Origin of the sequence: Cupriavidus basilensis (assembly GCF_029335485.1) — a bacterium.
Classification (GTDB): Bacteria; Pseudomonadota; Gammaproteobacteria; order Burkholderiales; family Burkholderiaceae; genus Cupriavidus; species Cupriavidus basilensis_E.
The window spans coordinates 18,140-45,020 of the sequence record NZ_JARJLM010000416.1 but is presented as its reverse complement, the minus strand read 5'-3'; the positions used below and the strand labels follow the sequence as shown (position 1 = coordinate 45,020).

Annotated in this window: 31 protein-coding genes; 13 read left to right on the top strand and 18 right to left on the bottom strand. The window is 66.4% G+C overall.

Features of this window, described 5'->3' with window-relative positions:
• Positions 1-127 precede the first annotated feature (127 nt).
• Genes P3W85_RS24810 through P3W85_RS24800 form a run of 3 tightly spaced genes read left to right on the top strand, consistent with a single transcriptional unit; the run spans position 128 to position 4,372 of the window.
• A complete protein-coding gene (locus P3W85_RS24810) occupies positions 128-568 on the top strand; it encodes a hypothetical protein (RefSeq protein ID WP_276266712.1) in 441 nt (146 codons plus the stop codon).
• 12 nt (positions 569-580) lie between these two features.
• On the top strand, positions 581-3,631 hold the full coding sequence (locus tag P3W85_RS24805; RefSeq protein WP_276266711.1) for a DUF4132 domain-containing protein: 3,051 nt from the start codon (positions 581-583) through the stop codon (positions 3,629-3,631).
• Positions 3,632-3,676: 45 nt separating this feature from the next.
• Positions 3,677-4,372, top strand: coding sequence for a transglycosylase domain-containing protein (locus tag P3W85_RS24800; RefSeq protein WP_017225998.1), 696 nt, complete (start codon positions 3,677-3,679; stop codon positions 4,370-4,372).
• Between the two features lie 92 nt (positions 4,373-4,464).
• Here P3W85_RS24800 and P3W85_RS24795 read toward each other — a convergent pair whose 3' ends face one another.
• The 5 genes from P3W85_RS24795 to P3W85_RS24775 form a co-directional block, all read right to left on the bottom strand.
• Positions 4,465-4,692 (bottom strand): formate dehydrogenase subunit delta, encoded by a 228-nt coding sequence (locus P3W85_RS24795; RefSeq protein ID WP_017225997.1) that lies wholly within the window; start codon positions 4,690-4,692, stop codon positions 4,465-4,467.
• Complete coding sequence (fdhD, locus tag P3W85_RS24790; RefSeq protein ID WP_430869606.1) at positions 4,689-5,558, bottom strand: formate dehydrogenase accessory sulfurtransferase FdhD; 870 nt, start codon at positions 5,556-5,558, stop codon at positions 4,689-4,691. Before fdhD ends, P3W85_RS24795 begins: the two co-directional genes overlap by 4 nt.
• Positions 5,555-8,410, bottom strand: a complete 2,856-nt coding sequence (fdhF, locus tag P3W85_RS24785) for a formate dehydrogenase subunit alpha (protein WP_276266710.1) — start codon at positions 8,408-8,410, stop codon at positions 5,555-5,557. Before fdhF ends, fdhD begins: the two co-directional genes overlap by 4 nt.
• A 71-nt stretch (positions 8,411-8,481) precedes the next feature.
• The gene (locus P3W85_RS24780; RefSeq protein ID WP_276266709.1) at positions 8,482-10,035 is read right to left on the bottom strand and encodes a formate dehydrogenase beta subunit; all 1,554 of its coding nucleotides are present in this window, start codon (positions 10,033-10,035) and stop codon (positions 8,482-8,484) included.
• Entirely contained in the window at positions 10,032-10,541 is a 510-nt protein-coding gene (locus P3W85_RS24775; RefSeq protein WP_276266708.1) for a formate dehydrogenase subunit gamma, read from the bottom strand. Before P3W85_RS24775 ends, P3W85_RS24780 begins: the two co-directional genes overlap by 4 nt.
• Positions 10,542-10,817: 276 nt before the next feature.
• Here P3W85_RS24775 and P3W85_RS24770 point away from each other — a divergent pair, with 276 nt between their 5' ends.
• Positions 10,818-11,909, top strand: a complete 1,092-nt coding sequence (locus P3W85_RS24770; RefSeq protein WP_017227768.1) for a substrate-binding domain-containing protein — start codon at positions 10,818-10,820, stop codon at positions 11,907-11,909.
• A gap of 54 nt (positions 11,910-11,963) precedes the next feature.
• On the opposite strand, the gene ppk2 is transcribed toward P3W85_RS24770, so the two are convergent.
• The 4 genes from ppk2 to hisN form a co-directional block, all read right to left on the bottom strand.
• Positions 11,964-12,881, bottom strand: coding sequence for a polyphosphate kinase 2 (gene ppk2 / locus P3W85_RS24765; RefSeq protein ID WP_017227767.1), 918 nt, complete (start codon positions 12,879-12,881; stop codon positions 11,964-11,966).
• A 114-nt stretch (positions 12,882-12,995) separates the two neighbouring features.
• The gene (locus P3W85_RS24760; protein ID WP_276266707.1) at positions 12,996-14,015 is read right to left on the bottom strand and encodes a transporter; all 1,020 of its coding nucleotides are present in this window, start codon (positions 14,013-14,015) and stop codon (positions 12,996-12,998) included.
• Positions 14,016-14,131: 116 nt separating this feature from the next.
• A complete protein-coding gene (locus P3W85_RS24755; protein WP_276266706.1) occupies positions 14,132-15,385 on the bottom strand; it encodes an Hsp70 family protein in 1,254 nt (417 codons plus the stop codon).
• A gap of 233 nt (positions 15,386-15,618) precedes the next feature.
• Positions 15,619-16,410, bottom strand: coding sequence for a histidinol-phosphatase (gene hisN, locus P3W85_RS24750; protein ID WP_276266705.1), 792 nt, complete (start codon positions 16,408-16,410; stop codon positions 15,619-15,621).
• A 425-nt stretch (positions 16,411-16,835) separates the two neighbouring features.
• On the opposite strand from hisN, the gene P3W85_RS24745 reads away from it, so the two are divergent.
• The 4 genes from P3W85_RS24745 (at position 16,836) to P3W85_RS24730 (ending at position 20,504) form a co-directional block, all read left to right on the top strand.
• On the top strand, positions 16,836-17,474 hold the full coding sequence (locus tag P3W85_RS24745) for a cytochrome b/b6 domain-containing protein (protein WP_035812845.1): 639 nt from the start codon (positions 16,836-16,838) through the stop codon (positions 17,472-17,474).
• A gap of 51 nt (positions 17,475-17,525) precedes the next feature.
• On the top strand, positions 17,526-18,299 hold the full coding sequence (locus P3W85_RS24740; RefSeq protein ID WP_017227762.1) for a molybdopterin-dependent oxidoreductase: 774 nt from the start codon (positions 17,526-17,528) through the stop codon (positions 18,297-18,299).
• 66 nt (positions 18,300-18,365) lie between these two features.
• A complete protein-coding gene (locus P3W85_RS24735; RefSeq protein WP_276266704.1) occupies positions 18,366-18,644 on the top strand; it encodes a pentapeptide MXKDX repeat protein in 279 nt (92 codons plus the stop codon).
• 357 nt (positions 18,645-19,001) lie between these two features.
• The gene (locus tag P3W85_RS24730; protein WP_276266703.1) at positions 19,002-20,504 is read left to right on the top strand and encodes a tripartite tricarboxylate transporter permease; all 1,503 of its coding nucleotides are present in this window, start codon (positions 19,002-19,004) and stop codon (positions 20,502-20,504) included.
• A gap of 424 nt (positions 20,505-20,928) precedes the next feature.
• Here the strand turns inward: P3W85_RS24730 and P3W85_RS24725 are convergent, their stop codons facing one another.
• Both P3W85_RS24725 and P3W85_RS24720 read right to left on the bottom strand, forming a co-directional pair.
• Positions 20,929-21,150, bottom strand: a complete 222-nt coding sequence (locus P3W85_RS24725; RefSeq protein ID WP_017227758.1) for a hypothetical protein — start codon at positions 21,148-21,150, stop codon at positions 20,929-20,931.
• A 69-nt stretch (positions 21,151-21,219) separates the two neighbouring features.
• Positions 21,220-21,357: a hypothetical protein gene (locus tag P3W85_RS24720; RefSeq protein ID WP_017227757.1), complete on the bottom strand. Its 138-nt coding sequence runs from the start codon at positions 21,355-21,357 to the stop codon at positions 21,220-21,222.
• Between the two features lie 220 nt (positions 21,358-21,577).
• Between P3W85_RS24720 and P3W85_RS24715 the strand changes: the two genes are divergently transcribed.
• Both P3W85_RS24715 and P3W85_RS24710 read left to right on the top strand, forming a co-directional pair.
• A complete protein-coding gene (locus tag P3W85_RS24715; protein ID WP_017227756.1) occupies positions 21,578-21,847 on the top strand; it encodes a hypothetical protein in 270 nt (89 codons plus the stop codon).
• Positions 21,848-22,069: 222 nt separating this feature from the next.
• A complete protein-coding gene (locus P3W85_RS24710) occupies positions 22,070-22,312 on the top strand; it encodes a hypothetical protein (RefSeq protein ID WP_276266702.1) in 243 nt (80 codons plus the stop codon).
• A 28-nt stretch (positions 22,313-22,340) separates the two neighbouring features.
• On the opposite strand, the gene P3W85_RS24705 is transcribed toward P3W85_RS24710, so the two are convergent.
• Complete coding sequence (locus P3W85_RS24705; RefSeq protein ID WP_276266701.1) at positions 22,341-22,541, bottom strand: hypothetical protein; 201 nt, start codon at positions 22,539-22,541, stop codon at positions 22,341-22,343.
• Positions 22,542-23,133: 592 nt separating this feature from the next.
• Here P3W85_RS24705 and P3W85_RS45355 point away from each other — a divergent pair.
• The 3 genes from P3W85_RS45355 (at position 23,134) to P3W85_RS24690 (ending at position 23,937) form a co-directional block, all read left to right on the top strand.
• The gene (locus P3W85_RS45355; RefSeq protein ID WP_346430287.1) at positions 23,134-23,295 is read left to right on the top strand and encodes an isochorismatase; all 162 of its coding nucleotides are present in this window, start codon (positions 23,134-23,136) and stop codon (positions 23,293-23,295) included.
• A gap of 74 nt (positions 23,296-23,369) precedes the next feature.
• Positions 23,370-23,591 carry a translation initiation factor IF-1 gene (infA, locus tag P3W85_RS24695; RefSeq protein WP_006157957.1) on the top strand — a complete coding sequence of 74 codons (222 nt, stop codon included), beginning with the start codon at positions 23,370-23,372 and terminating at the stop codon, positions 23,589-23,591.
• A gap of 91 nt (positions 23,592-23,682) precedes the next feature.
• Positions 23,683-23,937 carry a hypothetical protein gene (locus P3W85_RS24690; protein WP_017227752.1) on the top strand — a complete coding sequence of 85 codons (255 nt, stop codon included), beginning with the start codon at positions 23,683-23,685 and terminating at the stop codon, positions 23,935-23,937.
• A 71-nt stretch (positions 23,938-24,008) separates the two neighbouring features.
• On the opposite strand, the gene P3W85_RS24685 is transcribed toward P3W85_RS24690, so the two are convergent.
• The 6 genes from P3W85_RS24685 to P3W85_RS24660 form a co-directional block, all read right to left on the bottom strand.
• Positions 24,009-24,383, bottom strand: coding sequence for a hypothetical protein (locus P3W85_RS24685; RefSeq protein WP_017227751.1), 375 nt, complete (start codon positions 24,381-24,383; stop codon positions 24,009-24,011).
• 125 nt (positions 24,384-24,508) lie between these two features.
• On the bottom strand, positions 24,509-24,793 hold the full coding sequence (locus P3W85_RS24680; protein ID WP_017227750.1) for a hypothetical protein: 285 nt from the start codon (positions 24,791-24,793) through the stop codon (positions 24,509-24,511).
• Between the two features lie 53 nt (positions 24,794-24,846).
• The gene (locus P3W85_RS24675) at positions 24,847-25,170 is read right to left on the bottom strand and encodes a hypothetical protein (protein ID WP_035812841.1); all 324 of its coding nucleotides are present in this window, start codon (positions 25,168-25,170) and stop codon (positions 24,847-24,849) included.
• A gap of 156 nt (positions 25,171-25,326) precedes the next feature.
• On the bottom strand, positions 25,327-25,611 hold the full coding sequence (locus tag P3W85_RS24670; RefSeq protein ID WP_017227748.1) for a hypothetical protein: 285 nt from the start codon (positions 25,609-25,611) through the stop codon (positions 25,327-25,329).
• Positions 25,612-25,670: 59 nt separating this feature from the next.
• Positions 25,671-26,504, bottom strand: a complete 834-nt coding sequence (locus P3W85_RS24665) for a S1 family peptidase (protein WP_430869609.1) — start codon at positions 26,502-26,504, stop codon at positions 25,671-25,673.
• Between the two features lie 100 nt (positions 26,505-26,604).
• Positions 26,605-26,808 (bottom strand): cold-shock protein, encoded by a 204-nt coding sequence (locus P3W85_RS24660; protein WP_006157950.1) that lies wholly within the window; start codon positions 26,806-26,808, stop codon positions 26,605-26,607.
• Positions 26,809-26,881: the final 73 nt, after the last annotated feature.

Sequence of the window (26,881 nt, the reverse complement as noted above, 5' to 3'; positions counted from 1 at the left end):
CCCCACGGTGCAGGCCATTTTTGATACGCTAGCCACTTTGGCCATTTCTGCCATTTGGCTGGCGGCAGTGCTCCCCTGCGCTTCCGGCCCGGCTATCCACCCACCCACGTCGGAGACCGGCTTGCCGATGCAGCATATTGAAATCCAGTTCGCCTCCACGCTGGCGAGCGCTTGCCCGTCCGAGCCGCCCATGCGGCTGGCCTACCCCCAGCGCACCCTGACCGTGCGGCAACTGATCGGCGACGTGGTGCGCGAGCAATGCGCGCGCCTGGCGCTACGCGCCGCGATCGGCGCGGCCGAAGCCGCTGCCCGCGTGGCCCGCCAATACCTCACCGACGAAGAGATCGCGCAACTCTCGGCGCACGGACGCGTCGCCTTGCAGGCGGCGGGCTCGCCGGCGGCGCCCGAGCCTGAGGCCGAGGTCGCTTGCGCGCTGGCTGGCTTCGGCAAGCGGCGCTTCCTGCTGACGGTACAAGGGCAGCGCATGCACAGTCTGGACGACACCATCCAGTTGGCGCGAGACACCCAGATCGCTTTCGTGCGGCTGGTGCCGCTGGTGGGGGGCTGAGGCATGGCAGTCATGATGCTTCCCGCCAGCCATTTCGCGCTCGACGGCATCGAGCAGCACTGGCCCGCCCTGGCGCAGGCCACCGCGCATTGGGCTGAACTCGATGCCGCGGCGCAACGCCAGGGCCTGGGCGCGGGCAGCCGCTCGCGCGACTGGGAAAGGCTTGCCTGCGAAGCCCGGGATGGCATCGCCACCCAAAGCGCCCGCGACTGGTACAACCGTCTTGCGGCCGCGCTGCCCGCGCCTGCGCTGCCGCGTTGCCTGGCCCTGCTGATACTGCACCGGCAGCGCTGGCTGCAGCGCTTGTTCCCGGGGTCGGCGCCGGGCGAGGCGGAAATCCTGGCCTGTGTCACGCGCGAACAAGCGCTGTTCCAGGTGGCAAGCAGGCTGGCGGAACAAGTCATGTACGACGCGGCGCTTGCCTCCTCCGGCAAGGAGAACGAGAGCGCCATCGGCGGCGCGCCTCAAACCGCGCCGGATGCGCCACTGCCATGCGAGGAGGCCGATGCGCTGATGCTCTCGCAATTCGCGCTGGCGTTGCTGGGCGATACGCAGACACCGCCAGCCTACCCGACCCATCCTCCACAAGACTGGGAGGACCTTGCGTCGCGGCAGCCGGCCGGCTTGCGCGCGCTGGCCGGCCAGCTCGCGGCCGGCGCGCTTCACCTGGATGCCGACGGCATGTTCCAGCCGGTGCCCGGCCAGGGCCTGGCGTTGCCGGTACAACTGCCCGGCGAGGGCGAGACCGGCCCGGTCGGCGAACTGCCGCCGCTGTCCTGGCTGTACGCGCTGCATGTGCGCGGCCTGCTTGCGCTGGCGCTGCGCGAGGGCTGGATCGGCGCGCATGCGGCCATCCGCCTGTCGCGGCAGAGCGACTACTGCGCACCGTTCCAGTTGCTGTGCCATACGCAGGCCGAACTGGCCGGCATGCGTCACGGCCCCGCGCTGCTGGACACCGTGGCCTATCTTCGCGAGCGGCACACCGCCCTGGCGGAGCAACTGGACCAGGTGCCGGCCCAGACCGAGCATGGCAAGTTCGTCGCCCGGCCGGTCTCGCCGTCCGGTTCCGATCGCTGGGGCTACTCGCCGACGCTGGCCATGGTGGGCAGCGCACCGCTGCTGCGGGCCTGCGCCTGGCTGGCGGGCAATACGTGGGACGGCGTGCCCTTCTGGCGGAAGTTCGCCCATCAGGACTTCCTCGACCTGCGCTGCCTGGATACGCAGGAACAACGCGCGGACGTGGTGGCCGCCCTGCGCCACTGCGGACCGTTGGCGCTCGAGCGCGCGCTGCAGCATTGCAGCGCGGCCGCCGACAGCCTGATCTTCGAGGCACTGGGGCACGCTGCGCTCCTCCCCCTGCTGGCATGGACCCACGGCTACCTGCGCGAGCACAGCGCCGACAGCGAGCCACCGCTCGGTGTGATCGAACCGGCCGCCGTGCTGCCCATCCTGCAGGCGCTGCCCACCCCCGCATGGCACTGGTTCCGCGATGTCTATCTCGCGCACGGCAGCGAGCTTCACGCCCGCGACGAAACCGCCAGGCTGCTGGGCGCCCTCCTTGGCGAGAACGCCGCGGCGCTGGTGAAGTCGGCACTGACCAAGCACGCGCACGTCCCGATCAAGGCCCTGGGACTGCTGCCCTTGCCCGCGGGTGCCGAAGGCGAGGCTGCCTGCATCGAACGCTATGTGCAATTGCAGCAGGTAGGCCAGGAGGCCACCCGTTATGGCGCCCTGCGCCAGGCCAACCAGCGCGCTGCCGCCATCATCGGCCTGCGCAACCTGGCCGTGTCGGCAGGCTATGCCGAACTGGGCGAGCTCGAATGGGCGATGGAAGCGCGGCAAGGCGCGGCGCTGCAAGCCTGGTTTACGCCGCAGGCCATGGGTGGCTACAGCGCCTATATCGACATGGCGGCGGAGCCCGCCGGGCCGGTGGTGATCAACGCCAGGGGCAAGCGCCTGGCGAACGCGCCGGCCGCGTTGAAGAAGGTACCCGAATGGCTGGCGCTCAAGGCGGCCTGGGACGCGCTCAAAGCGCAGCGCCGCCGCTTTGTCCGGGCGCTGGAACACCGGCTGGTGGCGCAGACCCCGATGAGCCCGGCGCAGGCCGGCGAGGCGCTGCGGCATCCGCTGATGGCGGACCTGGTGGCACGGCTGGTATGGCAGGACGAAAGCGGCCGGCAGGGCCTGCTGAGCGCGCAAGGCCTGGAAGGCCCGGACGATGCGCAGCCGCCGCATGGCGCCTTGCGGCTGGTGCATCCCCATGGCTGGCTGGCGGCGGGCGTGCTGGCGCAATGGCAGGCATGGGCCGTGGCGCGCGGGCTGGTGCAGCCGGTCAAGCAGGTATTCCGCGAGCTGTACGTACCCACCCCGGCCGAGCGCGAGGCCGGCTACGCGTCGGGCCGCTACGCCGGCAGGCGCGCACGCACGGTGCCTGCTCAGGGCATATTCAAGACGCGCAACTGGCGGCCGTCAGACGGGGGCGGATGCGCCGAGCATCATCGCCGCTTTGCCGACGGCACGGTGGCGCGTTTCGATTTCGACTTCGACCCGCACTTCTTCACCGAACTGCCGGAGCTCACCACGGGCGCCGTCACCTTCGACCGTGACGGCAGCGCCATCGCCCTGGCCGAGGTCCCGCCCATCGTGTTCTCCGAAACCATGCGCGATCTCGACCTGCTGATCGCGCGGGCCATTGCCGAAGGCGGCGAGCACTACAGCTCGGCCGAATCGCTGGCGGGACGGCGGGCGCTGCTGCAGGCGCTGGCGCCCGCGTTGGGAGCGGATCGCATCGAGGTCGACGAGCGCCATGTGCACGTACGGGGCAAGCTGGCCCAATACCGCATCCACCTGGCCAGCGCGCATATCCACCTGGAGCCGGGCGCCTACCTGTGCGTCATCCCGGATGCGCGCGCCGCCGCAGGCAAGCCGCTGCGGCTGCCGTTCGAGGAGGACGACGCGCGGACCGCGGAGATTGTCAGCAAGGTGCTGCTGCTGCTCGACGACGACCAGATCACCGATCCTGCCATCACCGGGCAGATCCGGCAGGGCGCAGGGCAAGACTGAAGGCGGAATCCGGCGCACCAGGTCCTTGGCAATACAATACTGGCCATGAAACGTCTCTGGTCGAATTTCCTCAAGCTGGTGGTCCTGCTGGTGCTGGGCGGCGCCCTGCTCGGCACGCTGGCCGTCCTCGTGGCCCAGCGCCAGCTGCCGACGCTGGACGCGCTCACCGCCTTCCGCCAGTCTCCCGGCTATGTCCCGATCAGCCAGATACCGCCCACGCTCACGCAGGCGGTGGTGGCGATCGAGGATGAGCGCTTCTACCTGCACGACGGTATCGACTACGTCGGCGTGATCCGCGCCGGCGTGGCCAACCTGTCCGACGAGCTGTCCCAGGGCGCCTCCACCATCACCATGCAGGTGGCGCGCAACTTCTTCCTGTCGCGCCAGAAGACCTATACCCGCAAGCTCTACGAGGTGCTGATGGCCTACCGCATCGAGCACGCCATGGGCAAGGACGAGATCCTGGAGCTCTATATGAACAAGATCTACCTTGGGCAGGGCGCCTATGGCTTCGCCGAAGCCGCCGAAACCTACTTCGGCAAGCCGGTGTCCGACCTGACGCTGGCCGAATGCGCGATGCTCGCGGGCTTGCCCAAGGCGCCTTCGGCCAATAACCCCGTGGTCAATCCGCGGCGGGCCCGGCAGCGGCAGACGTATATCCTGCGGCGGATGCTGGAACTGGGGAAGATCGACCGGGGGCAGTATGATGCGGCGCTGCTGGAGCCGTTGCGGCTACGCTGACCGCCCGTCCGACACCCCCCGCGGCGTGGGTCCGCGCCGATACCGGAAATGCTGCAGCGCTGGAGACGCGCGTCGCGCCGCATCCTGTCACGTCACTGCAGCAGCGCGCGATGGCGCGACACCGCCTGCAGCACGATCTCGTCCAGGCCGGCATCCTCGCTGCGTTCGTCCAGCCGTGCCAGCAGCGCACGCCGCATGCGCGGCTCCCAGAAACGCTTGATATGCCCGGCGATATCCGCCAGCGCTTCCTCGCGATCGGGCATGGCCTCGAAGAAGGTGCCGATCTGGTTCGCCATCTTGACGAGATTGTCGGAGTTCATGCCTGTTCCGTCCTGCTGTGCAAACGTTGGGGGTGGGAGTAGACCACGTGGCGGCCGGCGCGCACAAAGCCGGCCAGCGTGACGCCGGCATCGAGCGCCAGCCGCACCGCCAGCGCGGTCGGGCCCGAAACGGCGGCCAGCACGCCGACGCCGGCGCTGGCGGTCTTCAGCACCATTTCGTAGCTGGCGCGGCTGGTGACCAGCACGGCGCCGCGCGAGCGGTCTTCGCCGCTGCGCGCCAGCGCCCCGATCAGTTTGTCGAGCGCGTTATGGCGGCCCACGTCTTCGCGCACCAGCGCTACCTGGCCGTCGGCGCGCAGCCAGGCGGCGGCGTGCGTGGAGCCGGTGTGGCGCAGCAGTTCCTGCCGGGTCTGCAACTGCGCGAACGCGGCGTACAGCACTGCGGCGCTGAAGCTGGCGCTGCTGCCCACCGGCGCCGGCGCGCGCATGACCTCCTGCAGCGATTCGGTGCCGCACAACCCGCAGCCGGTGCGGCCCGTCATGGCGCGGCGCCGGTCCTTGAGCGCGGCGAAGGCTTGCGCCGCGATGCGCAGCTTCACCGCGATGCCCTCGGGGCGGACCTCGGTGTCGATCTCATAGACGTCGCGCGGGCTGGCCACCAGCCCTTCGCTCAGGCTGAAGCCCAGCGCGAAGTCTTCAAGATCGGCCGGCGACGCCAGCATCACCGCGTGCGAGATGCCGTTGTACTCGAGCGCGACCGGCACTTCCTCGGCGATCTCGTCGTCCTCCAGCGCCAGCTCCCCCAGGCGGCAGCGGCTGACCGCGAAGGTGCTGTGCGTGGGCGGCTCGGCGTCGGTGTCTGGCACCGCAGCGGACCTGGCCATGGCGAGTTCGCAGGCCGTCATGCCGACCCCGCCTCGGCGCTGGCCGCCTGCAGCAGCTGCATCTGCTGGTCGTGGAAATCGCGATACTGGCGCTGCCATTCGGACGGCTGCGCCACCGGCGTCACCTGCACCGCGGTGACCTTGTACTCGGGGCAGTTGGTGGCCCAGTCCGAGTTGTCGGTGGTGATCACGTTGGCGCCGGATTCCGGGAAGTGGAAGGTGGTGTACACCACGCCCGGCTGCATGCGTTCGCTGACGATGGCGCGCAGCACGGTCTCGCCTGCGCGGCTCTGCACGCCGACCCAGTCGCCGTCCTTGATGCCGCGTTCCTCGGCGTCGTGCGGATGGATCTCCAGGCGGTCCTCGTCGTGCCACATCACGTTCTCGGTGCGGCGCGTCTGCGCGCCCACGTTGTACTGCGACAGGATGCGCCCGGTGGTGAGGATCAGCGGGAACTTGCGGTTGACGCGCTCGTTGGTAGGCACGTAGCGGGTGATGATGAACTTGCCCTTGCCGCGCACGAAGGCGTCGATATGCATGGTGGGCGTGCCTTCCGGCGCCGCATCGTTGCACGGCCACTGGATGCTGCCGAGCTCTTCGAGCCGCTGGTAGCTGACGCCGCTGAAGGTGGGCGTGAGGCGCGCGATCTCGTCCATGATCTCGGACGGGTGCTTGTATTCCATCGGATAGCCCAGCGCATTGGACAGCAGCACCGTGGCTTCCCAGTCGGCGTAGCGGGCCTTGGGCGGCATCACCTTGCGCACGCGCGAGATGCGGCGCTCGGCGTTGGTGAAGGTGCCGTCCTTCTCCAGGAAGGACGAGCCCGGCAGGAAGACGTGCGCGTACTTGGCGGTCTCGTTGAGGAAGATGTCCTGCACCACGATGCATTCCATGGCCGACAGCGCAGCCGCCACGTGCTGCGTGTTGGGGTCGGACTGCACGATGTCCTCGCCCTGGCAGTACAGGCCCTTGAAACTGCCCGACAGCGCGGCCTCGAACATATTGGGGATGCGCAGGCCGGGTTCCGGGCTGATCTCCACGTTCCACGCCGATTCGAACAGCCCGCGCGTGGTCGAGTCCGACACATGGCGGTAACCCGGCAGTTCGTGCGGGAAGGAGCCGATATCGCAGGAACCCTGCACATTGTTCTGCCCGCGCAGCGGGTTCACGCCCACGCCTTCGCGGCCGATATTGCCGGTGCACATGGCGAGGTTGGCGATACCCATCACGGTGGTCGAACCCTGCGCATGCTCGGTCACGCCGAGGCCGTAGTAGATCGCCGCGTTGCCACCGGTGGCGTACAGGCGCGCGGCGCCCCGCAACTGGCCGGCCGGAATGCCTGTGATCTCCGCCATGGCTTCCGGCGAATTCTCCGGCAGCGAGACAAAGTCGCGCCATTGCTGGAAGGCGCGGTCCTCGCAGCGCTCGGCGATGAAGGCTTCGTTCATCAGGCCTTCGGTGACGATCACGTGCGCCAGCGAGGTCACCACGGCCACATTGGTGCCCGGACGCAATTGCAGGTGGAAGTCGGCCCGCACGTGAGGCGATTCGACCAGGTCGATGCGGCGCGGATCGATCACGATCAGCCTGGCGCCGGCGCGCAGCCGCTTCTTCATGCGCGAGGCAAATACCGGATGGCCGTCGGTGGGGTTGGCGCCCATCACCAGGATCACGTCGGCCTTCTCCACCGAGCGGAAGGTCTGCGTGCCGGCCGATTCGCCCAGCGTCTGCTTGAGGCCGTAGCCGGTCGGCGAGTGGCAGACCCGCGCGCAGGTGTCGACGTTGTTGTTGCCGAAGGCGGCACGCACCAGCTTCTGCACCAGGTAGCCTTCCTCGTTGGTACAGCGCGACGACACGATGCCGCCGATCGACTCGCGGCCATGCCCGGCCTGGATACGCTTGAACTCGGAAGCGGCGTAGCCGATGGCTTCTTCCCACGACACTTCGCGCCACGGATCGGTGATCTTCGCGCGGATCATCGGGTTCAGGATGCGGTCCTTGTGGGTGGCGTAGCCCCACGCGAAACGCCCCTTCACGCACGAGTGCCCTTCGTTGGCCTGCCCGTTCTTGTACGGCACCATGCGCACCACTTCATTGCCCTTCATCTCCGCCTTGAAGGCGCAGCCCACGCCGCAGTAGGCGCAGGTGGTGACAGTGCTGTGCTCGGGCTGCCCCATGCGGATGATGGAGGTCTCGGCCAGCGTGGCGGTGGGGCATGCCTGCACGCAGGCGCCGCACGACACGCAGTCGGAATCCATGAAGCTGTCGCCCTGCCCCGCCGTCACGCGCGCGTCGAAGCCGCGGCCGCTGATGGTGAGCGCGAAGGTGCCCTGGGTTTCCTCGCAGGCGCGCACGCAGCGGTTGCACACGATGCACTTGGAGGGGTCGTAGGTGAAATACGGGTTGGATTCGTCCTTGGCCTCGGCACGGTGATTGGCGCCGTCGTAGCCGTAGCGCACCTCGCGCAGGCCCACCACGCCGGCCATGTCCTGCAGCTCGCAATTGCCGTTGGTGGGACAGGTCAGGCAGTCCAGCGGATGATCGGAGATATAGAGCTCCATCACCCCGCGGCGCAGATCGGCCAGCTTGTCGCTCTGCGTCCTGACCTTCATGCCGGTTTCGGCCGGCGTGGTGCACGACGCCGGATAACCGCGGCGCCCTTCGATCTCGACCAGGCACAGGCGGCAGGAGCCGAAGGACTTGAGGCTGTCGGTGGCGCACAGCTTGGGCACGTTGACCCCAGCCTGCACGGCGGCGCGCATGAGCGAGGTGCCGGCCGGCACGGTCACATCGACGCCGTCGATCTCCAGCGTGACCTGCTGCTGCGAATCGCTGGGCGGCGTACCGAAATCGATTTCGTTGCGTGTATTCAAGGCGGACTCCCGCTGCGGCCTCGGGGACCGCGTACTGGTTCAGTGAAGCGCCGGTGGCGCGTGCCCGGCAATCAGGCAGCCTTGGCGGGTGCGGCCACGCCGAAGTCTTCCGGGAATTCGTTCAGCGCCGACAGCACCGGGTACGGCGTCATGCCGCCCATGGCGCACAGCGAGCCGCCCAGCATGGTGTCGCACAGGTCGCGCACCAGCTTCACGTGCTTCACCGGCTGATCGCCGGCGATGATCTTGTCGATCACCTCGACGCCGCGGGTCGAGCCGATCCGGCACGGCGTGCACTTGCCGCAGGACTCGATGGCGCAGAACGCCATGGCATAGCGGGCCTGCTTCGCCATGTCCACGGTGTCGTCGAACACCACGATGCCGCCATGTCCCAGCACCGCGCCGAAGGCGGCGAAGGCTTCGTAGTCCATCGGCGTATCGAGCCGCGACTCCGGCAGGTAAGCGCCCAGCGGCCCGCCCACCTGCACCGCGCGAATGGGGCGGCCGCTGCGCGTGCCCTGGCCGTAGTCCTGCAGCAGCTCGCGCAGGGTCACGCCAAAGGCCTTCTCCACCAGCCCGCCCTGCCGCACGTTGCCGGCCAGCTGGAACGGCAGCGTGCCGCGCGAGCGGCCCATGCCGTAGTCGCGGTAGAACGCCGCGCCGCGCGAGAGGATCAGCGGCACGGTGGCCAGCGAGATCACGTTGTTGATGATGGTGGGCTGGCCGAACAGGCCTTCGATCGCCGGCAGCGGCGGCTTGGCGCGCACCACGCCGCGCTTGCCTTCCAGGCTCTCCAGCAGCGCGGTTTCCTCGCCGCACACATAGGCGCCGGCGCCCTTGCGCACCTCCAGGTGGAAGCGCCTGCCGCTGCCGCGAATGTCATCGCCGAGCCAGCCGCCGGCCCGGGCGATGCCGATGGCCGCCTCCAGCATGGCGATGGCGTGCGGATATTCCGAGCGCACGTAGATATAGCCCTGCTGCGCGCCCACCGCGAGGCCGGCGATGGTCATGCCTTCGATCAGCATGAAGGGATCGCCTTCCATCACCATGCGATCCGAGAAGGTGCCGGAATCGCCCTCGTCCGCGTTGCAGACCACGTACTTGACCGGCGCCTCCGCCTTCAGCACCGTCTGCCACTTGATGCCGGTGGGAAAGGCCGCGCCGCCGCGGCCGCGCAGGCCGGAGTCGGTGACTTCCTGCACGATCCGCGCGCCGTCCAGCGCCAGCGCCCGGGTCAGGCCGGCGTAGCCCTGGTGCGCGACGTAGTCATCGAGGGACAGCGGATCGGTGATGCCCATGCGGGCGAAGGTCAGGCGTTCCTGCCTTTTCAGGAAAGGGATTTCCTCGGTAAGGCCGAGGCCGAGGGCGTGCTCGCCGCCAGCCAGGAAGTCAGCGTCGAACAGCGCGGCGACATCCTCCGTGTCCACCGGACCGTAGGCCACGCGCCCCGCGGGAGTCTGCACCTCCACCAGCGGCTCCAGCCAGAACATGCCGCGCGAGCCATTGCGCACCAGCGTCACGCTGGCGCCGCGCGCCGCCGCCTCGCGCGCAATGGCGCGCGCCACCTCGTCGGCGCCCATGGCGAGCGCACTGGAATCGCGGGGAACGAAAACGGTAATGCTCATGCCTCCACCTCCGCCGGCTGATCGCGCGACGCGTCGGCGCAGGCCTTCACCAGGGCATCGAAACGCTGTGGCGTCACGCGGCCAGCCAGTTGCCCGTCGATCGTCACGGCCGGGCCGCAGGCGCACTGGCCCAGGCAATACACCGGCTCCAGCGTGAACCCGCCGTCGGCCGTGGTCTCGTGGAAGGCGCAGCCGAGCGCGCGCTCCGCGTGGGCGGCCAGGGCCTCGCTGCCCACCGCCTGGCAAGCTTCGGCGCGGCAGACCTGGACCACGTGCCGGCCGGGCTTGCTGTCGCGAAAGTGATGGTAGAAGGTGACCACGCCATGCACCTCGGCACGCGACAGGTTGAGCGCGCGGGCGATTTCGGGCAAGGCATCGGCGGGCACGTAGCCGACGGCATCCTGGATCTCGTGCAGGATCGGCAGCAAGGCGCCCGGCATGTCGCGGCGCGCGGCAACGATGCGCGCGACACGCTCGCGTACGGGTTCAGCAGCGGGTATGGACATCTGGTCTCCTGGTGGCGCAGCGCGGGCCGGCGAGCGAGGCCGGCGGCAGACGGTGTGGCGCATCGGCTTGCGCGTCTTGCCAGGAATGGCTGCGGGGCGCGGCATGCCGTCTTCTGGCAACCGCTTTATATGCTATTTTTTTCATATATTTGGTGGCATCAAACCGGGCACCTCCCCTGATTGACCGCTGTTTCCGCAGGCTTTTCCGGTTTCCGTGCCGCTTTGAGCGGACTATAGGCAGTTGGCCGGATTCGAGCAATATGCTATTTTTCTCATATGATCCGCATCGCAATCCTGCCTCACCTGCAAATTCGCGACGACGGCCCCGACGCCGGGCCGGGGCTCGACGTCTCACGCCTGGTGACCTTGCTCGGCCATATCGAAAGCACCGGCAGCATCAGCCAGTCGGCCCAGGCCGCTGGCTTGTCCTACCGCTATGCCTGGGGCATCCTGCGCGACGCGGAAAGCCTCTTCGGCGGCGCGCTGATCGCCAAGACCCGCGGGCGCGGCAGCGCGCTCTCGCCGCTGGCGCAGCAACTGGTGTGGGCCAGCAAGCGCATAGCCGCGCGGCTCTCGCCCACCCTGGAGAGCCTGGCGTCGGAACTGGAGATCGAGCTGAAGAAGCTGGTGGACCAGAGCGGCCCCACGCTGCGCCTGCACGCCAGCCATGGCTTCGCGGTGGCGGCGCTGCACGACTTCCTGGATGCGCACCAGGTGCGCCACGACCTGAAGTACTGCGGCAGTCTCGAGGCGGTTGCCGCGCTGGCGCAGGGCGCCTGCGACATTGCCGGCTTCCATGTGCCGATCGGCGAGTTCGAGCAAAGCACGCTGGCCGGCTTCGCCGCCTGGATCCGTCCCGAGAAGCACCTGCTGATCCATCTCGCCGTGCGCTCGCAAGGTATCTTTGTGCGGCCGGGCAATCCGAAGCAGGTCACCACACTGCAGGACCTGTGCCGCGCCGACGTGCGCTTCGTCAACCGCCAGCCCGGCTCCGGCACGCGGCTGCTGCTGGACCTGATCCTGGCGGCGCGCGGCATCGACAGCAGCCGGATCGAGGGCTACAGCAACGGCGAGTTCACCCACGCCGCGGTAGCGGCTTATATCGGCAGCGGCATGGCGGATGCGGGATTTGGCGTGGAAACCGCGGCGCGGCGCTTCGGCCTGGATTTCGTGCCGGTGCTCAAGGAGCGCTATTTCTTCGCGATCGAGCGCGAGCGCCTGCAAAGCCCGGCGCTGGCCGGCGCCGTGGCCGCGCTGCGCAGCGGCAGTTTCCGGCAGGTGGTGGACGCACTGCCAGGCTACGACGGCAGCCTGACAGGAACGGTGCTGACGCTGGAAGAGGCGTTTCCGGAAGACGCGGGCGGCTAGGATCCACCAGCGCGATGGCTCCTGCTGCGATGCGTCCGGCCCGGACGATCGGTCTCAGTAGACTTCCGGCACGATCATATTGTCCGGCACCGGCTGGCGCGTGTAGTCGTCGTGCCGTTCGCGCTGCGGCAACACCACGGGCGGCTGGGCGCGCTCTTCGTACGGCATCTGCTGCAGCAGATGATGGATGCAGTTCAGGCGCGCCTTCTTCTTGTCTACCGCCTGCACCACCCACCACGGCGCCTCGGCGATATGGGTGCGCTCCAGCATGACTTCCTTGGCGCGGGTGTAGTCCTCCCAGCGCCGGCGGGATTCGAGATCCATGGGGCTGAGCTTCCACTGCTTGAGAGGGTCATGGATGCGGCTGAGAAAGCGCAGGTGCTGCTCCTCGTCCGAGATCGAGAACCAGTACTTGATGACCTGGATGCCGGAACGCACCAGCATCCGCTCGAACTCAGGCACGGAGCGGAAGAACTCTTCGTACTGGTCGTCGGTGCAAAAACCCATCACGCGCTCCACCCCGGCGCGGTTGTACCAGCTGCGGTCGAACAGCACGATCTCGCCCGCCGCGGGCAGGTGGGAGACATAGCGCTGGAAATACCACTGGGTGCGTTCGCGATCGTTGGGGGCGGGCAACGCGGCCACGCGCGCCACGCGCGGGTTGAGCCGCTGGGTGATGCGCTTGATCACGCCGCCCTTGCCGGCGGCGTCGCGCCCCTCGAACAGGATCACCACCTTGTGGCCGGTCTCCACCACCCAGCTCTGCAGCTTGACGAGCTCGCCCTGCAGACGGAACAGCTCGCGGAAATACTGGCGCCGCGCGGCGCGCTCGGCGTCGTCCAGGCCGCCGCCGGCCTCGCCGAAGAGCGTGTCGACATGGTGGTCTTCCAGCTCCAGTTCGAGCTCTTCGTCATAGTGATCGGCCACCTCGCGGTGGATACGCCGGATCAGCTCATTCTCGTCTGGCCTCATAGCTCACTCCTGTTGGCAACAACGCGCTGCATGGCAGGCTAACAGCAGGAAGTGACGCCAGCGTGACACCCCCGTGCGCAAGCGGGGACGCGCAAGGAACGCCCCGGGGCCACCTCAATAGTCGCCCTGCTTGCGGAAAGCCCAGCGCCCGGCAAGCACGGTAAAGCTGGCCACCAGCACCACCAGCACCCAGAACCCGTGCGGATGGTCCGACAACGGGATGCCGCCCACGTTCATGCCGAAGAAGCCCGCCACGATATTGATCGGCAAGGCCAGCACGGTCACCAGCGTCAGCGTGAACAGCGTGCGGTTGGTCTGCTCGTTGAGCTTGGCGGCGATCTCTTCCTGCAGGAGCTTGATGCGCTCGACCAGCGCCGCAAGGTCGTTCAACACCAGCGAGAACTCTTCGGTCGAATCGCGCAGGTCCTGGATATCCTGCTCGTGCATCCACGCCGGCGGACGGTTGAGCAGGCGGAACAGCGCGCCGGGCTCGGGCGCAAGCAGGCGCTGCAGCCGCACCAGGCCGCGCCGCATCGAGCCCAGTTCGGCGCGGTTGCCGTGCAGGCGCTGCGACAGCAGGCGATCCTCGACCTGGTCCACGGTCGCGCTGGTCTCGCGCACGATGCGCACCAGCACGTCGGCCTGGTCGCGCAGCAGGTGCACCAGCAGCGCCAGTGGCGTGTGGAACAGCTCGCCCTGCCGCACCGACGCCCGCAACTGGTCGACCGAGCGCAAGGGCTTGAGGCGCGCCGTCACCAGGATGCGGCGGTCGGCACAGGCCCACAGCGTGGAGATATCGGTTGTGGTCACGCCGAAGTTGTAGATCACGTCGTTGACGACGGCGAGCAAGGCGATATCGAGCCGCTCGATGCGCGTGGAACGCGAGCCCTGGCGCAATGCCTCGAAGAATCCTTCGGGCAGGTCAAGCTGGCCCTTGAGCCAGCGCTCGCATGCGCTGTGCGACAGATTGAAGTGCAGCCAGAGAAACTCGTCTCCCGGCGGTGGCTGCCTGAGCCACGTGGCCGCGCCGGCGGAATCGATGGGTTGCCCCGGCTCGCCAGGCAGGAAGCGGAAGCCGCTGACCAGGCCAACCGGATCGGAGCCGTAGCTGGCTTCGACGATAGCCGCATGCATGTAGTGCCTCTTCGAGAACGCGAACTCGCGAAAACGGCACATTAGCATGATGGTGTGAAGGCCGGCGCATGGCATGGCATGGCATCGCGCGATGCGAGCCACGCTACCCCGATACCTCAGGCAAACTTGCGCCGCGCGTCCAGCGCCAGACCGGAACCGATGCCACCGAACAGATCGCCTTCGATGCGCTGGGCGCCCGGGATCAGTTCGGAGAGCCGCTCGCGCAGCAAGGGCACGCTGCTGGAGCCGCCGGTAAACAGCACGGTGTCGATCGCATCGGCCTGCACGCCCGCGTCGCGCAGCAGGGCCTGCACCGTCTGCTCGGTCTTGCCGACCAGCTTGCCGATGGACTGGTCGAAATCGTCCCGGCTGATCGGCATGGTCTCGCCCGGCGCGATGCGGCCCAGGTCGAGCTGCGTCTGCGGCTCGGCCGACAAGGCAATCTTGGCGGCTTCCACCTGGATGGCAAGCCAGTGGCCGGCGCGCTGCTTGATCAGGCTGATCAGGCGGTCGAGTTTTGCTTTGTCCGCCGCGTCGCGATAGTTGTCCATGACATGCGACCAGGCCTTGCGTGTGTACACCAGGTTGATGGTGTGCCAGCTCGCCAGGTCGAAGTACTGACCCGAGGGCATCGCCTTGCCGTTGCGCAGTTCGCTGCCCAGGCCCAGGAAAGGCATCACGCTGGCCAGGCTGAGGCTCTTGTCGAAATCCGTACCGCCGATATGCACGCCGCCATTGGCGAGGATGTCGCCGCGGCGGTCGGTCTTGCCGGCACGCTGCGGCGACAGGCGCACCAGCGAGAAGTCCGAGGTACCGCCGCCGATGTCGGCCACCAGCACCAGTTCCTCGCGGGAGATCGTGGCTTCGTAGTCGAAAGCCGCGGCGATCGGCTCATACTGGAATTCGATGTCCTTGAAACCGGCATCCGCGGCGATCTCGCGCAGCGTCTGCTCGGCCAGCTGGTCGGCCTTCGGGTCTTCGTCGATAAAGAATACCGGGCGGCCCATCACCACCTTGTCGAAACCCGCTCCCGCGGAGGCCTCGGCACGCTGCTTGAGTTCGCCGATGAAATGCGAAAGCAGCTTGCGGAACGGCATGGCCTGGCCCATCACCTCAGTGCTGTCTTCCATCATGGAGGTACCCAGCAGGCTCTTGAGCGAGCGCATCAGCCGGCCTTCATAGCCCGCCAGGTAGTCCTGGAGCGCGGCGCGGCCATAGCTGACCAGCGGGTCCTCCGCATGGAAAAAAATCACCGAAGGCAGCGTCAGCTTGCCATCTTCCAGCGGCAACAACGTAGGTTGTCCCGGGCGGCACCAGCCAACCGTGGAATTGGACGTGCCGAAATCGAGGCCGCATGCGTTTGACATCATGTTTCTTGTTTCTTCCCTACCGGCTACTGCAAAAGTTAAGTCCGGGCCATGCCAGGCCTTTTCCTTTTCCCACGGGATGCGCCATTGCCGGCCGCGCGCGGGACATGGCCTGCGCGCGTAATACCTCGATATCTGGGAAAAGCGCCTTGCACCCCGGACGCTGCGGCCAGCATCATAGCAAGCCCGGCGCGGGCAACGCTCGCCCCGACGTCCGGACGGCAGCCCCGGTGTGCTCAGGCCGGCGCTTTCAGCAGCGCAAGTATCTGCGCATGCAGCCGCTTGTCGCCACAGGCGACCACGGTACCGCCCTGTTGCGCGTCGCCGCCGCTCCAGCTGGTCATGATGCCGCCGGCGCCCTGGACGATGGGAATCAGCGCCTGCACGTCATAGGCCTTCAACCCAGCCTCCACCACCGCGTCGACATGGCCCGCGGCGACCATGCAATAGGCATAGCAGTCGCCGCCATAGCGCTGCATCCTGGCGCCGTCCGCCACGCGGCGGAACGCCGCCCATTGCGCCTCGTCCTCGAACATCTCCGGCGTGGTGCACATCAGCTTGGCCTGCGCCAGGTCTTCGCACGGCCGCGTGCGCAAGGGCTGGCCATTGAGCCAGGCTTGCCGGCCATCGCCACGGAAGCGCTCGCGCGTGAACGGCTGGTCCATCACGCCGAGCACCGGGCGCTGGCCGTCGTTGAGCGCGATCAGCGTGCCCCATAGCGGCAGTCCGGTGATGAAGGCACGGGTGCCGTCGATCGGATCGAGCACCCAGGTCAGCGGTGAACTGCCGGCCACCCGGTCTTCCTCCTCGCCCAGGATGCCGTGCTCCGGATAGCGGGCAAGGATCAGGTCGCGCATGGCGCGCTCGGCGGCCCTGTCAGCCTCGGTGACGGGGTCGAAGCGGCGGCCGCCCTTGTCCGCGACCGCCGGGGCGCTGCGGAAGTACGGCAGGCTGGCGCTGCCGGCCGCCTGTGCGAGATGCCCGGCGAAATCCATGTATTCGGTGAGTTGCTCGGCGGTCAGAGGCATGCGCGGATCCTGGTTCCGTGGGTTGTGTCCTGAGGCGGGGAAAATGACGGCGCCCTCGACGCCTGCCTGTGTCGACAGGCGGCTCGGGGCGAGGCAGGCGGGGGGCGCCCGCCTGCACGCCTGCATTGTAGCGGCCCCGGCGTGGGTCCGGCCGGCCGGGGGCCATCGCCGCCGATTCACTTTGGCGTCTTGCCGGCGGGGTGCTAATGTCAAGGCACGGGTAGCCGTTCATGCGTCGCCCAACAGTCCGTTCCATTTCTCGCCGAGCTCGCTGAGTGACGCCGGGGGTACCCGTTGCCGATGTGCTCGCGAGCCTGGAAAGAATTCTCCAGTTCGCATGTAAGTTCGTGCCACCGCCGTCGACAAAGGCACATGAAACGGTTGCGCAGTACCTGCGACCACCAACGCGACATTGGAGAAAGACGGTGGATACTGCTTCCCAGCTACCGCGGCCCGCCCCGGGCCGCCACGAACGTGCGTCTGCACCTATCCAGCCGGCATGGGTACGCGTGACGCACTGGCTCAACGCCATCGCCGTCATCCTGATGGTGTTGAGCGGCTGGCGCATCTATGACGCGTCGCCGCTGTTCGGCCTGCGCTTTCCCAGCGCCATCACGCTGGGCGGGTGGCTGGGCGGCGCGCTGCAATGGCACTTTGCGGCAATGTGGCTGCTGGTGGCCAACGGGCTGTTCTACCTGCTGATGAACGCACTGACCGGCCGGTTCCGCCGGCGCTTCCTGCCGCTGTCGGTGCCGGCCGCCCTGCGCGACGTTGCCGCGGCGCTGCGCGGACGCCTCGCGCATCCTGACCTGTCCGAATACAACGCGGCGCAGAAGGCCATGTACCTGGGCGTGGTGCTGGTCATCGTGCTGACCGTGCTGTCCGGGCTGGCAATCTGGAAATCAGTGCAGTTCCCGCTGCTGCGCGACCTGATGGGTGGCTATGACGCCGCACGCTGGGTTCACTTCCTGTGCATGAGCGCCATCGTGCTGTTCACCGTGGTCCATGTGGCAATGGTGGCGCTGGTGCCGCGCACCTTGCTGATCATGCTGCGCGGCCGCTAAGCGCCAACCCGCCCGATTCACAGCCACCAAACCGCGCCGCGGAGACTCGCCATGAACAAACCCGGATCCATCGTCCAACTGGATCGCCGCCTGATCCTGCGCGACGCCGTGCGCGAACTCGACATGCCTTCGCGCCGCCTGTTCGCCAAGCGCGCCATCACGCTCGGCGGCCTGTCGATGCTGACCGGCTGCAGCCTGACCGACAACGACTCGGTGGAGCGCTTCCTGATGGCGGTGTCGCGCTTCAACGACCGCGTGCAGGGTGCGCTGTTCGATCCCAAGCGGCTGGCACCGACTTACGATGAGTCCCGGATGACCCGCCCCTTCCCGTTCAATGCCTTCTACGGCGAGGACGAGGTGCCCGAGGTCGACGCCAGCAGTTTCCGCCTGGAAGTCGGCGGCATGGTGGCCAGCAAGGCTTCCTGGACGCTCGATCAGCTCTATGCCCTGCCGCAGACCTCCCAGGTTACCCGCCATATCTGCGTGGAGGGCTGGAGCGCCATCGGCAAGTGGGGCGGCACACCCTTCTCCGAGTTCCTGCATCGCGTGGGTGCCGACACCAGCGCGAAGTATGTGGGTTTTCGCTGCGCCGACGATTACTACACCAGCATCGACATGCCCACCGCGCTGCATCCGCAGACGCTGCTCACCTTTACCTACGACGGGGAAACGCTGCCGCCCAAGTACGGCTTTCCCATGAAGCTGCGCATGCCGACCAAGCTCGGCTACAAGAATCCCAAGCACATCATGGCGCTTTACGTCACCAACAAGTACCCCGGCGGTTACTGGGAAGACCAGGGGTACAACTGGTTCGGCGGATCCTGATCCGCCTGAAATTGGCCGGCATGGTGCCGGCTCGCACGCTGACTATCACCCCCCAAGGAGAACTCCATGAACAAACTGTTTGCAGCCCTGCTCTCGACCGCGGTCCTTCTTACCGGCCACGCTTTCGCCCAGGATGCCATGAAGAAGGACGCCATGAGCAATGACAGCAGCATGGCCAAAGACACCATGGGCAAGGATGCCATGGGCAAGGACACGATGAGCAAGGACAAGATGAAGAAGAGCCACGACAAGATGAGCAAGGACAAGAACGCCATGGGTAAGGACTCCATGGGCAAGGACGCGATGGGTAAGGACACGATGGGCAAGGACACCATGAAGCCGTAAGGCTGCTTCCCTGCCGGCCGTCTTTCGCGGCAGGCGATATGCCGGCGCCCCGCCTTTCGTGCGGGGCGTTGCTTTTCCGGCATGCCCGGCGTATCGGGACATACCCGAAAGCGCCACCACTGAAAGGCGGATGAAAGCACCTGAGCCTACTGTGCCTGGTAAGCCATTGGGGCCGCCTGCACGCGCGCCCGCTGTCGATGACGATCTGTGGCGGAACCCCGCGCGGCGGTGCAAGACGCGCCCGGATTCGCCGGTTCGCGCACATTCGCACAAGAATCGAGCGCGGCCTGGTCTGCGGCATCGGCCCTCCGGCCGGTACGCCGGCCAGGTTTCACTGCAGGCGAGGGAGACAGCCTCATGGAACTATTCGAACACCTGGCGCTTGGATTCTCCACGGCGCTGACCCTGCAGAACCTTGCCTACTGCTTCCTCGGTTGCGTGCTTGGCACGCTGATCGGCGTGCTGCCGGGCATCGGGCCGCTCGCCACCATCGCCATGCTGCTGCCGGTGACCTACACGCTGCCGCCGGTGGCCGCGCTCATCATGCTGGCCGGTATTTACTACGGCGCGCAGTACGGCGGCTCCACCACCGCCATCCTGGTCAACCTGCCGGGTGAATCGTCGTCGGTGGTCACCACCATCGATGGCTACCAGATGGCGCGGCGAGGACGAGCGGGGGTGGCATTGGCGACCGCCGGCCTGGGCTCGTTCTTCGCCGGCTGCGTGTCCACGCTGATCCTGGCCGCCTTCGCCACGCCGCTGTCGGAGCTGGCGTTCAAGTTCGGTCCCGCCGAGTATTTCTCGCTGATGTGCCTGGGCCTGATCGGCGCCGTGGTGCTGGCATCCGGTTCGCTCCCGAAGGCGGTGTCGATGATCGTGCTCGGGCTGCTGCTGGGCCTGGTCGGCACCGACGTGAACTCGGGCGCCGCGCGCTTCTCCTTCGATGTGCCCGAACTCACCGATGGCGTCGATTTTGTCGCACTGGCCATGGGCATGTTCGGCTTCGCCGAGATCGTCGCCAACCTGGAACAGAAGGAAAACCGCGAGACCTTCACCGATCACGTCACCAACCTGTGGCCCTCCAGGGCGGACTTCAAACGGATGGCGCCGGCAGTGCTGCGCGGCACCGCGCTAGGCTCGATCCTGGGCATCCTGCCTGGCGGCGGCGCGGCGCTGGCCTCCTTCGCGGCCTACTCGCTGGAAAAGAAGACCTCGAAGTACTCGCATGAATTCGGCAAGGGCGCCATCGAAGGCGTGGCCGGTCCGGAATCGGCCAACAACGCCGCCGCGCAGACCTCCTTCATCCCGCTGCTGACGCTGGGCATTCCGCCCAACGCCGTGATGGCGCTGATGGTGGGCGCGATGACCATCCACAACATCCAGCCGGGCCCGCAGGTCATGACCAGCAACCCCGCGCTGTTCTGGGGCCTGATCGCCTCGATGTGGATCGGCAACCTGATGCTGATCATCCTGAACCTGCCGCTGATCGGGATCTGGGTGAAGCTGCTGCAAGTGCCCTATCGCTACCTGTACCCGGCCATCCTGGTGTTCTGCTGCATCGGTGTCTTCTCCGTCAACAACCAGACCTTCGACGTCTTCACCGCGGCTGCCTTCGGCGTGGTCGGCTACCTGTTCATCAAGCTCAAGTGCGAGCCGGCGCCGCTGCTGCTGGGTTTCGTGCTGGGGCCGATGATGGAAGAGAACTTCCGCCGCGCGCTGTTGCTGTCGCGTGGGACGTTCACTGTCTTCCTGACCCGCCCGCTGTCGCTCGGCCTGCTGATCGCCGCCGCCGCGCTGGTCGCCGTTGTCGCACTGCCGTCGATCAAGGCCAAGCGCGAAGAAGCCTTCCAGGAGGAATGAGGAACGATGTGGCCCCTGTGGTGCCCGTCATGCCCGATCGGTAACAGCGCTAGGGAAAGGGCAGGCGAAAGCCTACACTCCCAGCGTGCCGGTCCGGCACTGACGGACACTCACAGGGGGTAACCCAATGCACTATTGTCCCAGGCAGCCTGGTCAGCGGAAGGTGCCGGCCACACCCTGGAAGACGCACTTCCAGCAACCCGGCGAGAAGCGCCGGACCTCCCAGCCCGGCCAGTTCGACCCGCAGTCCGAGCAACCCGCCGATAAGAAATAGCGCACGGCGTGGCACGGCCCGTGCCGCAATGGCAACAGGCTTCGTGATCCCTGGCTCTTTCGCTTTTGGAGTTCTTCAGGCTGTTGGACCCGAACGGGTCCGCAGGATCGCACGATGGGCGGCGCATTGCCGCCTGGCGCCTGCTGGCCGCTAGGCCGCGCTGTATGCTTCGGCGCGGTCGTGCCCGGCCCAGGTAAGGCGCCATCCGGAGGTGGCCGTCTTTGCCACCAGTCCCGCATCCTGAAGCAACAGCAGATGATGGCTGAGTTTGGATGCATCGGCATTGCCCAGCGCCTTGGCCAGTTGAAGGTCGGACATCATGGCCTGGCTATCGGAGCGCAGCGCCAGCAGCACGCGGTCCGCGAAGGACATGTCACGCCTCATCTTGCGCTCCCGGTATGTCGACAGCAGCGATGGAATGCCGCGATGGAAACTCCCGGCTTACTTCTTCTTGCCCGCCGTACCGTCATTGCCGACGCGCGACTGCACAGCGCCGAACGGGGCCGCTGGCGCGACCGGTTTCTTCGGCTGCTTCGGTTTCTTGGCTTCGCGATTGCCGCGTAGTTGACCTTTGGCCATGGGAATGCTCCAGGAATGAATTGCTGCGTTGCTTGCCAGGCGGCAGAACCAGCATACGCGCTAACGCCGGCGTTCAGGGAATTATCGCGCGCGGGGACGGGGCCGGCACCACCGCGGCCGACGACGGCTGCACAAGGCGCTGCGGGCCGGCCCGCAGCCAGAAAGTAAATCGGACACCACCAGGCAAACAGCGTATGCTCATCGGGGAAAGGAGATCAACATGTCTCAAAATCATGCGATCTACAAGGGCTTCAAGGTATCGGCCAACGTACGCCGATCGCCCGACGACAACCCCAACGCCGAACTCGCCCGGACCCGTTTCCTGGCCACCGTGACCATCACCCAGGTCAGTGGCGACAGCGGCTCGCTCAGGCTGGTGCCACCCCTGCTGCAACATATTGCGCAAACGCCGCACGATGCCATCGACCTTGCCGTGTCCTACGCCAGGACCGTCATCGATGACTTGTCCACCTTCGTCAAACGCAAGTAGTTCCGTTACGCCGCAGTCCTGCAGTCCAGCAATCCCTGATTAATCCGGTTACCCGCGATTGTTTCCGCAGTACGGTGCCAGCGCGCTTCAACTCCGTTTCATCGCGCACGGTTGCGCCTGTCTGTTCGCCCGGAATCACGGCCCACTTCCCGGCCACCCGGTGCCGGCCCGATGCAGGCACGTCCGGCAAGACTTCCTCACGAAAACATGCAGGAGACAAAGATGGAAAGACAGATCAAGAACAAGGCGGAACTGCGCGCGATGATTCGCGCGGAGCAGGAAAAATGGACGGAATGCAAGGGCGCCTGCTTCGGCGACATATGCTGGCACGCACCGGACGCCGACGGCTGCAACTGGAAGCTCTCCACCATGGAGGGCGGCGACAGCGCAGCCTGCGTGGAAAAAATCCTGCCCTTCACCCTGTCGCTGCGCGAGCGTTACAACATTCCCGCCGAGAGCAGATAGGACAGGCACATCGGAGACATCCGATCGTCTAATCGGAGAGGCGTTCGATGCGTGCCCTGGCGTTCTCCAGGGCATCCGCCATGGCCAGCGCGCGCGAGCCGAATGGGCTGCCCTGGTTCTCGAAAGAGCCGTGCTTGTCCAGCGTGTAGACCCAGTTCCAATGACCAAAGGTGCGCTGCGTCAACTCGATATTGACGTAGTGGCCCTTGTAGAAATAACTCTCCGCCATCGGTCACCTCGCACTGCTGCGGCCTGCCCGGCAGCGCCTCGCCGCAGCAGTACGGCAGCTGCGTTGCGGGCGAAACCTGACCTATCGTACGCCCAAATCCTGGCCGCCAGCGTCGATTGACGGAAAATGGTATCATTGCCGGTCTTGGCCGTTTGCCGACCCTCGCGTCGGCGCAAGCGTGCCGGCCGCCAAACATCATCAGAACATTACTGGCGGCCCGTCGGGCGTACACCCGATTCGTTCAGGGCGACAAACGCCCATCACCCTCCCGACCGGCGGCATGTCCGCTCCGCAACCTGTGCGCATGTACCTGGCGCATCAGCCTGCGCAAGCACGGTCCACTCATCACCAGCTGCCTTCCCCGCGCAACAGCGCAGGCCTGGATACCGCTGGGCAACGCAATCACGGCGACCGATCGCCCCAAGAGAGCACGCGGCGCCGCATGAGATGCGCTTAACGTTGCCTCGGATCGTCCGCCCGCACAAGGGCATTACTTTTGAAACAAAGCATCAATCGCAATAATCGCAGCAACCGCAGCAACCGCAGCAATCCGTACACAGTGTCGGTGTACCCGATACAACAAGAGCCAGGCGTGTGGTTTGCGACCTACCTGATCGCCGAATACAAGAATGGCTCCGAGTACATCGTCGCCAATGTTTCGCTGCGCCATGCCACGCATGGCACCGAAGCACAGGCCAAACAGGCCGCCCGGCGCGCGGCCGAGAGTGCCGCTGCCGGCATGCGCCTGCAATAAGGCCAGCCACACAATCGCACCCCGCATGCGCCTCAACCTACTGTGCAGCAGATCATGCTGCAAAAGGATCATCCTTGGCTAAAGAAGAACTGGTGGAATTTGGTGGACAGGTATCGGAAGTCCTGCCGGACAACCGCTTTCGCGTCATCCTGGAAAATGGTTTCCAGGTATGGGCGTACTCGTCCGGCCGCCTGAAGAAAAATCGTATCCGCATCCTGGCCGGCGATCGCGTTACGCTGGAAATGTCGCCCTATGACCTCACCAAGGGCCGCATCAACTACCGCCATAAATACTGATCGCGGACGTCCGGACCCACTGCCGCGCCGTCAGCCCAATGCAGCATTGACGCGCGGCTGCCTCCCCACCCCTCATACGAAAGGAAGAAACATGTCGATCAGCGAAGAATGGGAAGAGATGCACCTGACGCCGAGCGGCTGGGTAGGTGGCAGCTACCGCCACGAACCGGGGCCCGAGGTCATCGTGGAGCGGCCTGCCGACGAGGTGCTGACGGTACGACGGCATGTGGCCGCCACGTACTGCGGTCCGTCGCGCGCGACCGAGGACCGGACCCCGCAAACAGAAGACATGCTGTTGATCGAAACCCTGCTGGCTCGCTACGGCAATCCGGCGTTCGAGGTCTAGCCCCAAGCGGGATCACGACCGCACTGCCCGGGCGCATCCAGCGCCCGCGCACGGTGCCGGATCGCCACGGCTCAGCCCGGAAAACGCATGCGCGGCATGCTGGCGCCGACGCGGGAGCCGACTGGCCGCAACTCACCCTCCCACGGCACCGCCCCCAGGTCCAGCACGAAATCCCCTTCGCCGGCCTTGTCATACAGATGGTCCCGGATCGCCTGCCCGATCGCCAGGCGGCACAGCGCCTCGCAGCTGTCGGCAAACTCGCCTGTCAATACCACCGCCCCTGCCTGCACGCCAAAGGAACGCCGCCCATCGCCGACAAAACTGGTGAAGCGGACGCCGCTCGGATGGCTGGAATCGAGAAAGCTGACAGCCACGTGGTAGGCAATGCCCTTGCCCTGCCCCGGCAGGGTGCAGAGGAAATTCGACGGTGCGGCGACCTTGTTCATGAGTTATGTGCTCGACAGGATTCGACTGGTGGGCCGGCGCGGCGGGCATGCATCGCCGGACCGCACGCGATGCGGCAAGCTCCGGCAGCACGACACAGCGTACCGGAACGGTGATGACACGCGTCTTACAGCGTCGTCACCGACTCCCCGGGAACAAGCCCATTGATGATGTCCTCACCGAATTTCACGGCTCCCCTGCGGGCCGTGCCGATATTCTCCCAAGGCGTGCTTTCCAGGCGGAACACGCGTGTCCGCTCGCTGCCGGGGCGATGGCCCTCGCGGCAGATGACGACCGAGGCATTGAAGCTGCGGTCCGGCTTGACGCGGGGCCAGGACTGCGCGGGCTGGATCCTGTAGACCAGGGGGTAGAGGTCGAATCCCTTGTAGCTGGCGGTAGGCGTGGTGTTCATGCAGTGCTCCATGCGGCTGAATGCCGCCGCTGCCCGGAGCCGGTTCGCGCAAGCTAGGTAGCCGTCAGGCGATCGACGACGATCACGATCGCCTTTCCTGGCTTGTCCTGCTTGCAATGGACGCCAAGGCGTTCGCGCAGAAACCGGTCGAGGCTGCGTTGTAGTTGATATAAGGCGCGCTGGTCCGCATGATTCAACTGCTCAGCGACTTCGTGCGCCATCTCGATTTCAAGTGCCCTATCGGACCAGGCGCGGCTTCTGGAATCCGGGATCTGCCAGTTGGCATTCACCACGCGCTGCCCGGCCAGCCAGATCCTGACATCCTGCCCGGTGATTTCGTCGAGGACCGGCTTAACGAAGGCGACGAGATCTATCATGATCCTGGCGGGCAAGACCGCTTGAGGGTCGCTGCGATCCGCGGCAAGACGGCCGCGGGCGGTCGCCTTGCCCCGCGGGGCGCAGCCCGGGACACGGCAGGAGAACCCGCCACGCCCATGCGATGCACCTGACCGCAGCCCATCTCTGGAACAGCATCAGAGCGATACGACGGACTGCCCGGGGATCGCGCCGTTGATGATGTCCTCGGCATAGCGCACCACGCCGCGGCGTGCGGCGCCAATGTTGTCCCACGGCGTGGCATCCAGGCGGAAGGTGCGAGCCTGCTCGCCTTCCGGCTCCCCGCCTTCGCGGCAGATCACCACCGCGGCATCGAAGGTCCGGTCCGGCCTGCGCTCGGGCCAGTTACGTACGACCGCATGTTTGTACACGAGGGGATATAAGTCGAACCCCTTGTAGCTGGCAATCGGGTTGGCGTCCATGATGCGCTCCACAGTTCCACGTTGCCCACTCTACTCCTATAGGCGCGGCGCCAGCGCCTTTATTTTGTCCGCAAGGGCGGCGTGGACGGCGCTGCCTCGGCCGGGGCAGCCGGGGCAGCCACGGACGCAGTGGCCCTGGGGACGGAGGGAGCCGGTGCGGGCGCTGGCCCGGTCAAGGTAAGCAGCATGTCCGCATACCAGGCCGAGTTCAGCCCCAGCACCTCGTCTTCAGCCAGATCGCGCGAACCCACGTCGAAGCGCGCGGAATGGATGCCGAGCAGCAGCCATGGCAAGTCCAGCTTATCGCCCCTGCGCTCGCGCATGCGCATGACGACCGGCGCGCCGCTGGTGCCGCGATGGGTCCTGGCATCGGTCAGGAAAAATCCCTGGCCCTGGAAACGCAATCCGTAGGCGGACGCGACCACGGCCTGGCGCGCTACCGGCAGGTGATGCAGGGCATCATGGAAGCCCAGCGGAAAACCCACGATCAGCAGCGAATCGCCCACTTCGACCTGATCGGAAGGCTGCGCCAGATGCGCCGGCGTGAATGCCCGGTAGACCAGCTTTGGCGGCAACGCCTCACGCTTGATCTCCACCGCGGCGACATCGACCGCTCCCCCGCCGTCCTCCCCTTCGCGCCATACCGCAAGGCCATTCTGGTACAAGGGGATCGAAAAGCCGATCGAGTCGGCCATATTGTCCGGCTGGCTGTGAAGCTCGATCTCGATGCGGTCGGGGTGATGCTTGCTGGGCTCATCGAACACGACATGGCGGCTGGTCACCACGAACAGCCGGCCCTCGCGCTCAAAAAAGAACCCGCTAGCATTGGTAAGCGGCTGCCGGCCCTCGAACGAGGAAACCCGCACGGCGGCAAGTAGAATGGATTCGACCACAGGCATGATGGATTGGCGCACACGCGCGGCAATAACTCCCGGTCGGAATAAAAAAAGCCCCGCTAGGCGGGGCTTTTTTACGCGATTCGAATCGGCTCGATCAGATCGGCTCGATCTTGGTCGCTGCGGGGCCCTTTTGGCCAACGCCTGCGACGTAACGCACTTTCTGGCCTTCTTGCAGCGACTTGAAACCGCCGCCTTGAATTTCCGAGAAATGCGCGAACAGGTCGTTGCCGCCTGCGTCAGGGGTGATGAAGCCGAAGCCCTTGGAGTCGTTGAACCACTTGACGGTACCGGTTTCCATGTTGGATATCCTTTAAACCTTAAAAGTTCTGGATGAGCCTGATGCTCACCAGGCATGACGATCAAGGAAGGAA

Coding starts and splice junctions, on each gene's coding strand:
- P3W85_RS24810 (WP_276266712.1), top strand. CDS start 128: ATGCAGCATATTGAAATCCAGTTCGCCTCCACGCTGGCGAGCGCTTGC.
- P3W85_RS24805 (WP_276266711.1), top strand. CDS start 581: ATGATGCTTCCCGCCAGCCATTTCGCGCTCGACGGCATCGAGCAGCAC.
- P3W85_RS24800 (WP_017225998.1), top strand. CDS start 3,677: ATGAAACGTCTCTGGTCGAATTTCCTCAAGCTGGTGGTCCTGCTGGTG.
- P3W85_RS24795 (WP_017225997.1), bottom strand. CDS start 4,692: ATGAACTCCGACAATCTCGTCAAGATGGCGAACCAGATCGGCACCTTC.
- fdhD (WP_430869606.1), bottom strand. CDS start 5,558: ATGACGGCCTGCGAACTCGCCATGGCCAGGTCCGCTGCGGTGCCAGAC.
- P3W85_RS24780 (WP_276266709.1), bottom strand. CDS start 10,035: ATGAGCATTACCGTTTTCGTTCCCCGCGATTCCAGTGCGCTCGCCATG.
- P3W85_RS24775 (WP_276266708.1), bottom strand. CDS start 10,541: ATGTCCATACCCGCTGCTGAACCCGTACGCGAGCGTGTCGCGCGCATC.
- P3W85_RS24770 (WP_017227768.1), top strand. CDS start 10,818: ATGATCCGCATCGCAATCCTGCCTCACCTGCAAATTCGCGACGACGGC.
- ppk2 (WP_017227767.1), bottom strand. CDS start 12,881: ATGAGGCCAGACGAGAATGAGCTGATCCGGCGTATCCACCGCGAGGTG.
- P3W85_RS24760 (WP_276266707.1), bottom strand. CDS start 14,015: ATGCATGCGGCTATCGTCGAAGCCAGCTACGGCTCCGATCCGGTTGGC.
- P3W85_RS24755 (WP_276266706.1), bottom strand. CDS start 15,385: ATGATGTCAAACGCATGCGGCCTCGATTTCGGCACGTCCAATTCCACG.
- hisN (WP_276266705.1), bottom strand. CDS start 16,410: ATGCCTCTGACCGCCGAGCAACTCACCGAATACATGGATTTCGCCGGG.
- P3W85_RS24740 (WP_017227762.1), top strand. CDS start 17,526: ATGAACAAACCCGGATCCATCGTCCAACTGGATCGCCGCCTGATCCTG.
- P3W85_RS24735 (WP_276266704.1), top strand. CDS start 18,366: ATGAACAAACTGTTTGCAGCCCTGCTCTCGACCGCGGTCCTTCTTACC.
- P3W85_RS24730 (WP_276266703.1), top strand. CDS start 19,002: ATGGAACTATTCGAACACCTGGCGCTTGGATTCTCCACGGCGCTGACC.
- P3W85_RS24725 (WP_017227758.1), bottom strand. CDS start 21,150: ATGTCCTTCGCGGACCGCGTGCTGCTGGCGCTGCGCTCCGATAGCCAG.
- P3W85_RS24720 (WP_017227757.1), bottom strand. CDS start 21,357: ATGGCCAAAGGTCAACTACGCGGCAATCGCGAAGCCAAGAAACCGAAG.
- P3W85_RS24715 (WP_017227756.1), top strand. CDS start 21,578: ATGTCTCAAAATCATGCGATCTACAAGGGCTTCAAGGTATCGGCCAAC.
- P3W85_RS24710 (WP_276266702.1), top strand. CDS start 22,070: ATGGAAAGACAGATCAAGAACAAGGCGGAACTGCGCGCGATGATTCGC.
- P3W85_RS24705 (WP_276266701.1), bottom strand. CDS start 22,541: ATGGCGGAGAGTTATTTCTACAAGGGCCACTACGTCAATATCGAGTTG.
- P3W85_RS24690 (WP_017227752.1), top strand. CDS start 23,683: ATGTCGATCAGCGAAGAATGGGAAGAGATGCACCTGACGCCGAGCGGC.
- P3W85_RS24685 (WP_017227751.1), bottom strand. CDS start 24,383: ATGAACAAGGTCGCCGCACCGTCGAATTTCCTCTGCACCCTGCCGGGG.
- P3W85_RS24680 (WP_017227750.1), bottom strand. CDS start 24,793: ATGAACACCACGCCTACCGCCAGCTACAAGGGATTCGACCTCTACCCC.
- P3W85_RS24675 (WP_035812841.1), bottom strand. CDS start 25,170: ATGATAGATCTCGTCGCCTTCGTTAAGCCGGTCCTCGACGAAATCACC.
- P3W85_RS24670 (WP_017227748.1), bottom strand. CDS start 25,611: ATGGACGCCAACCCGATTGCCAGCTACAAGGGGTTCGACTTATATCCC.
- P3W85_RS24660 (WP_006157950.1), bottom strand. CDS start 26,808: ATGGAAACCGGTACCGTCAAGTGGTTCAACGACTCCAAGGGCTTCGGC.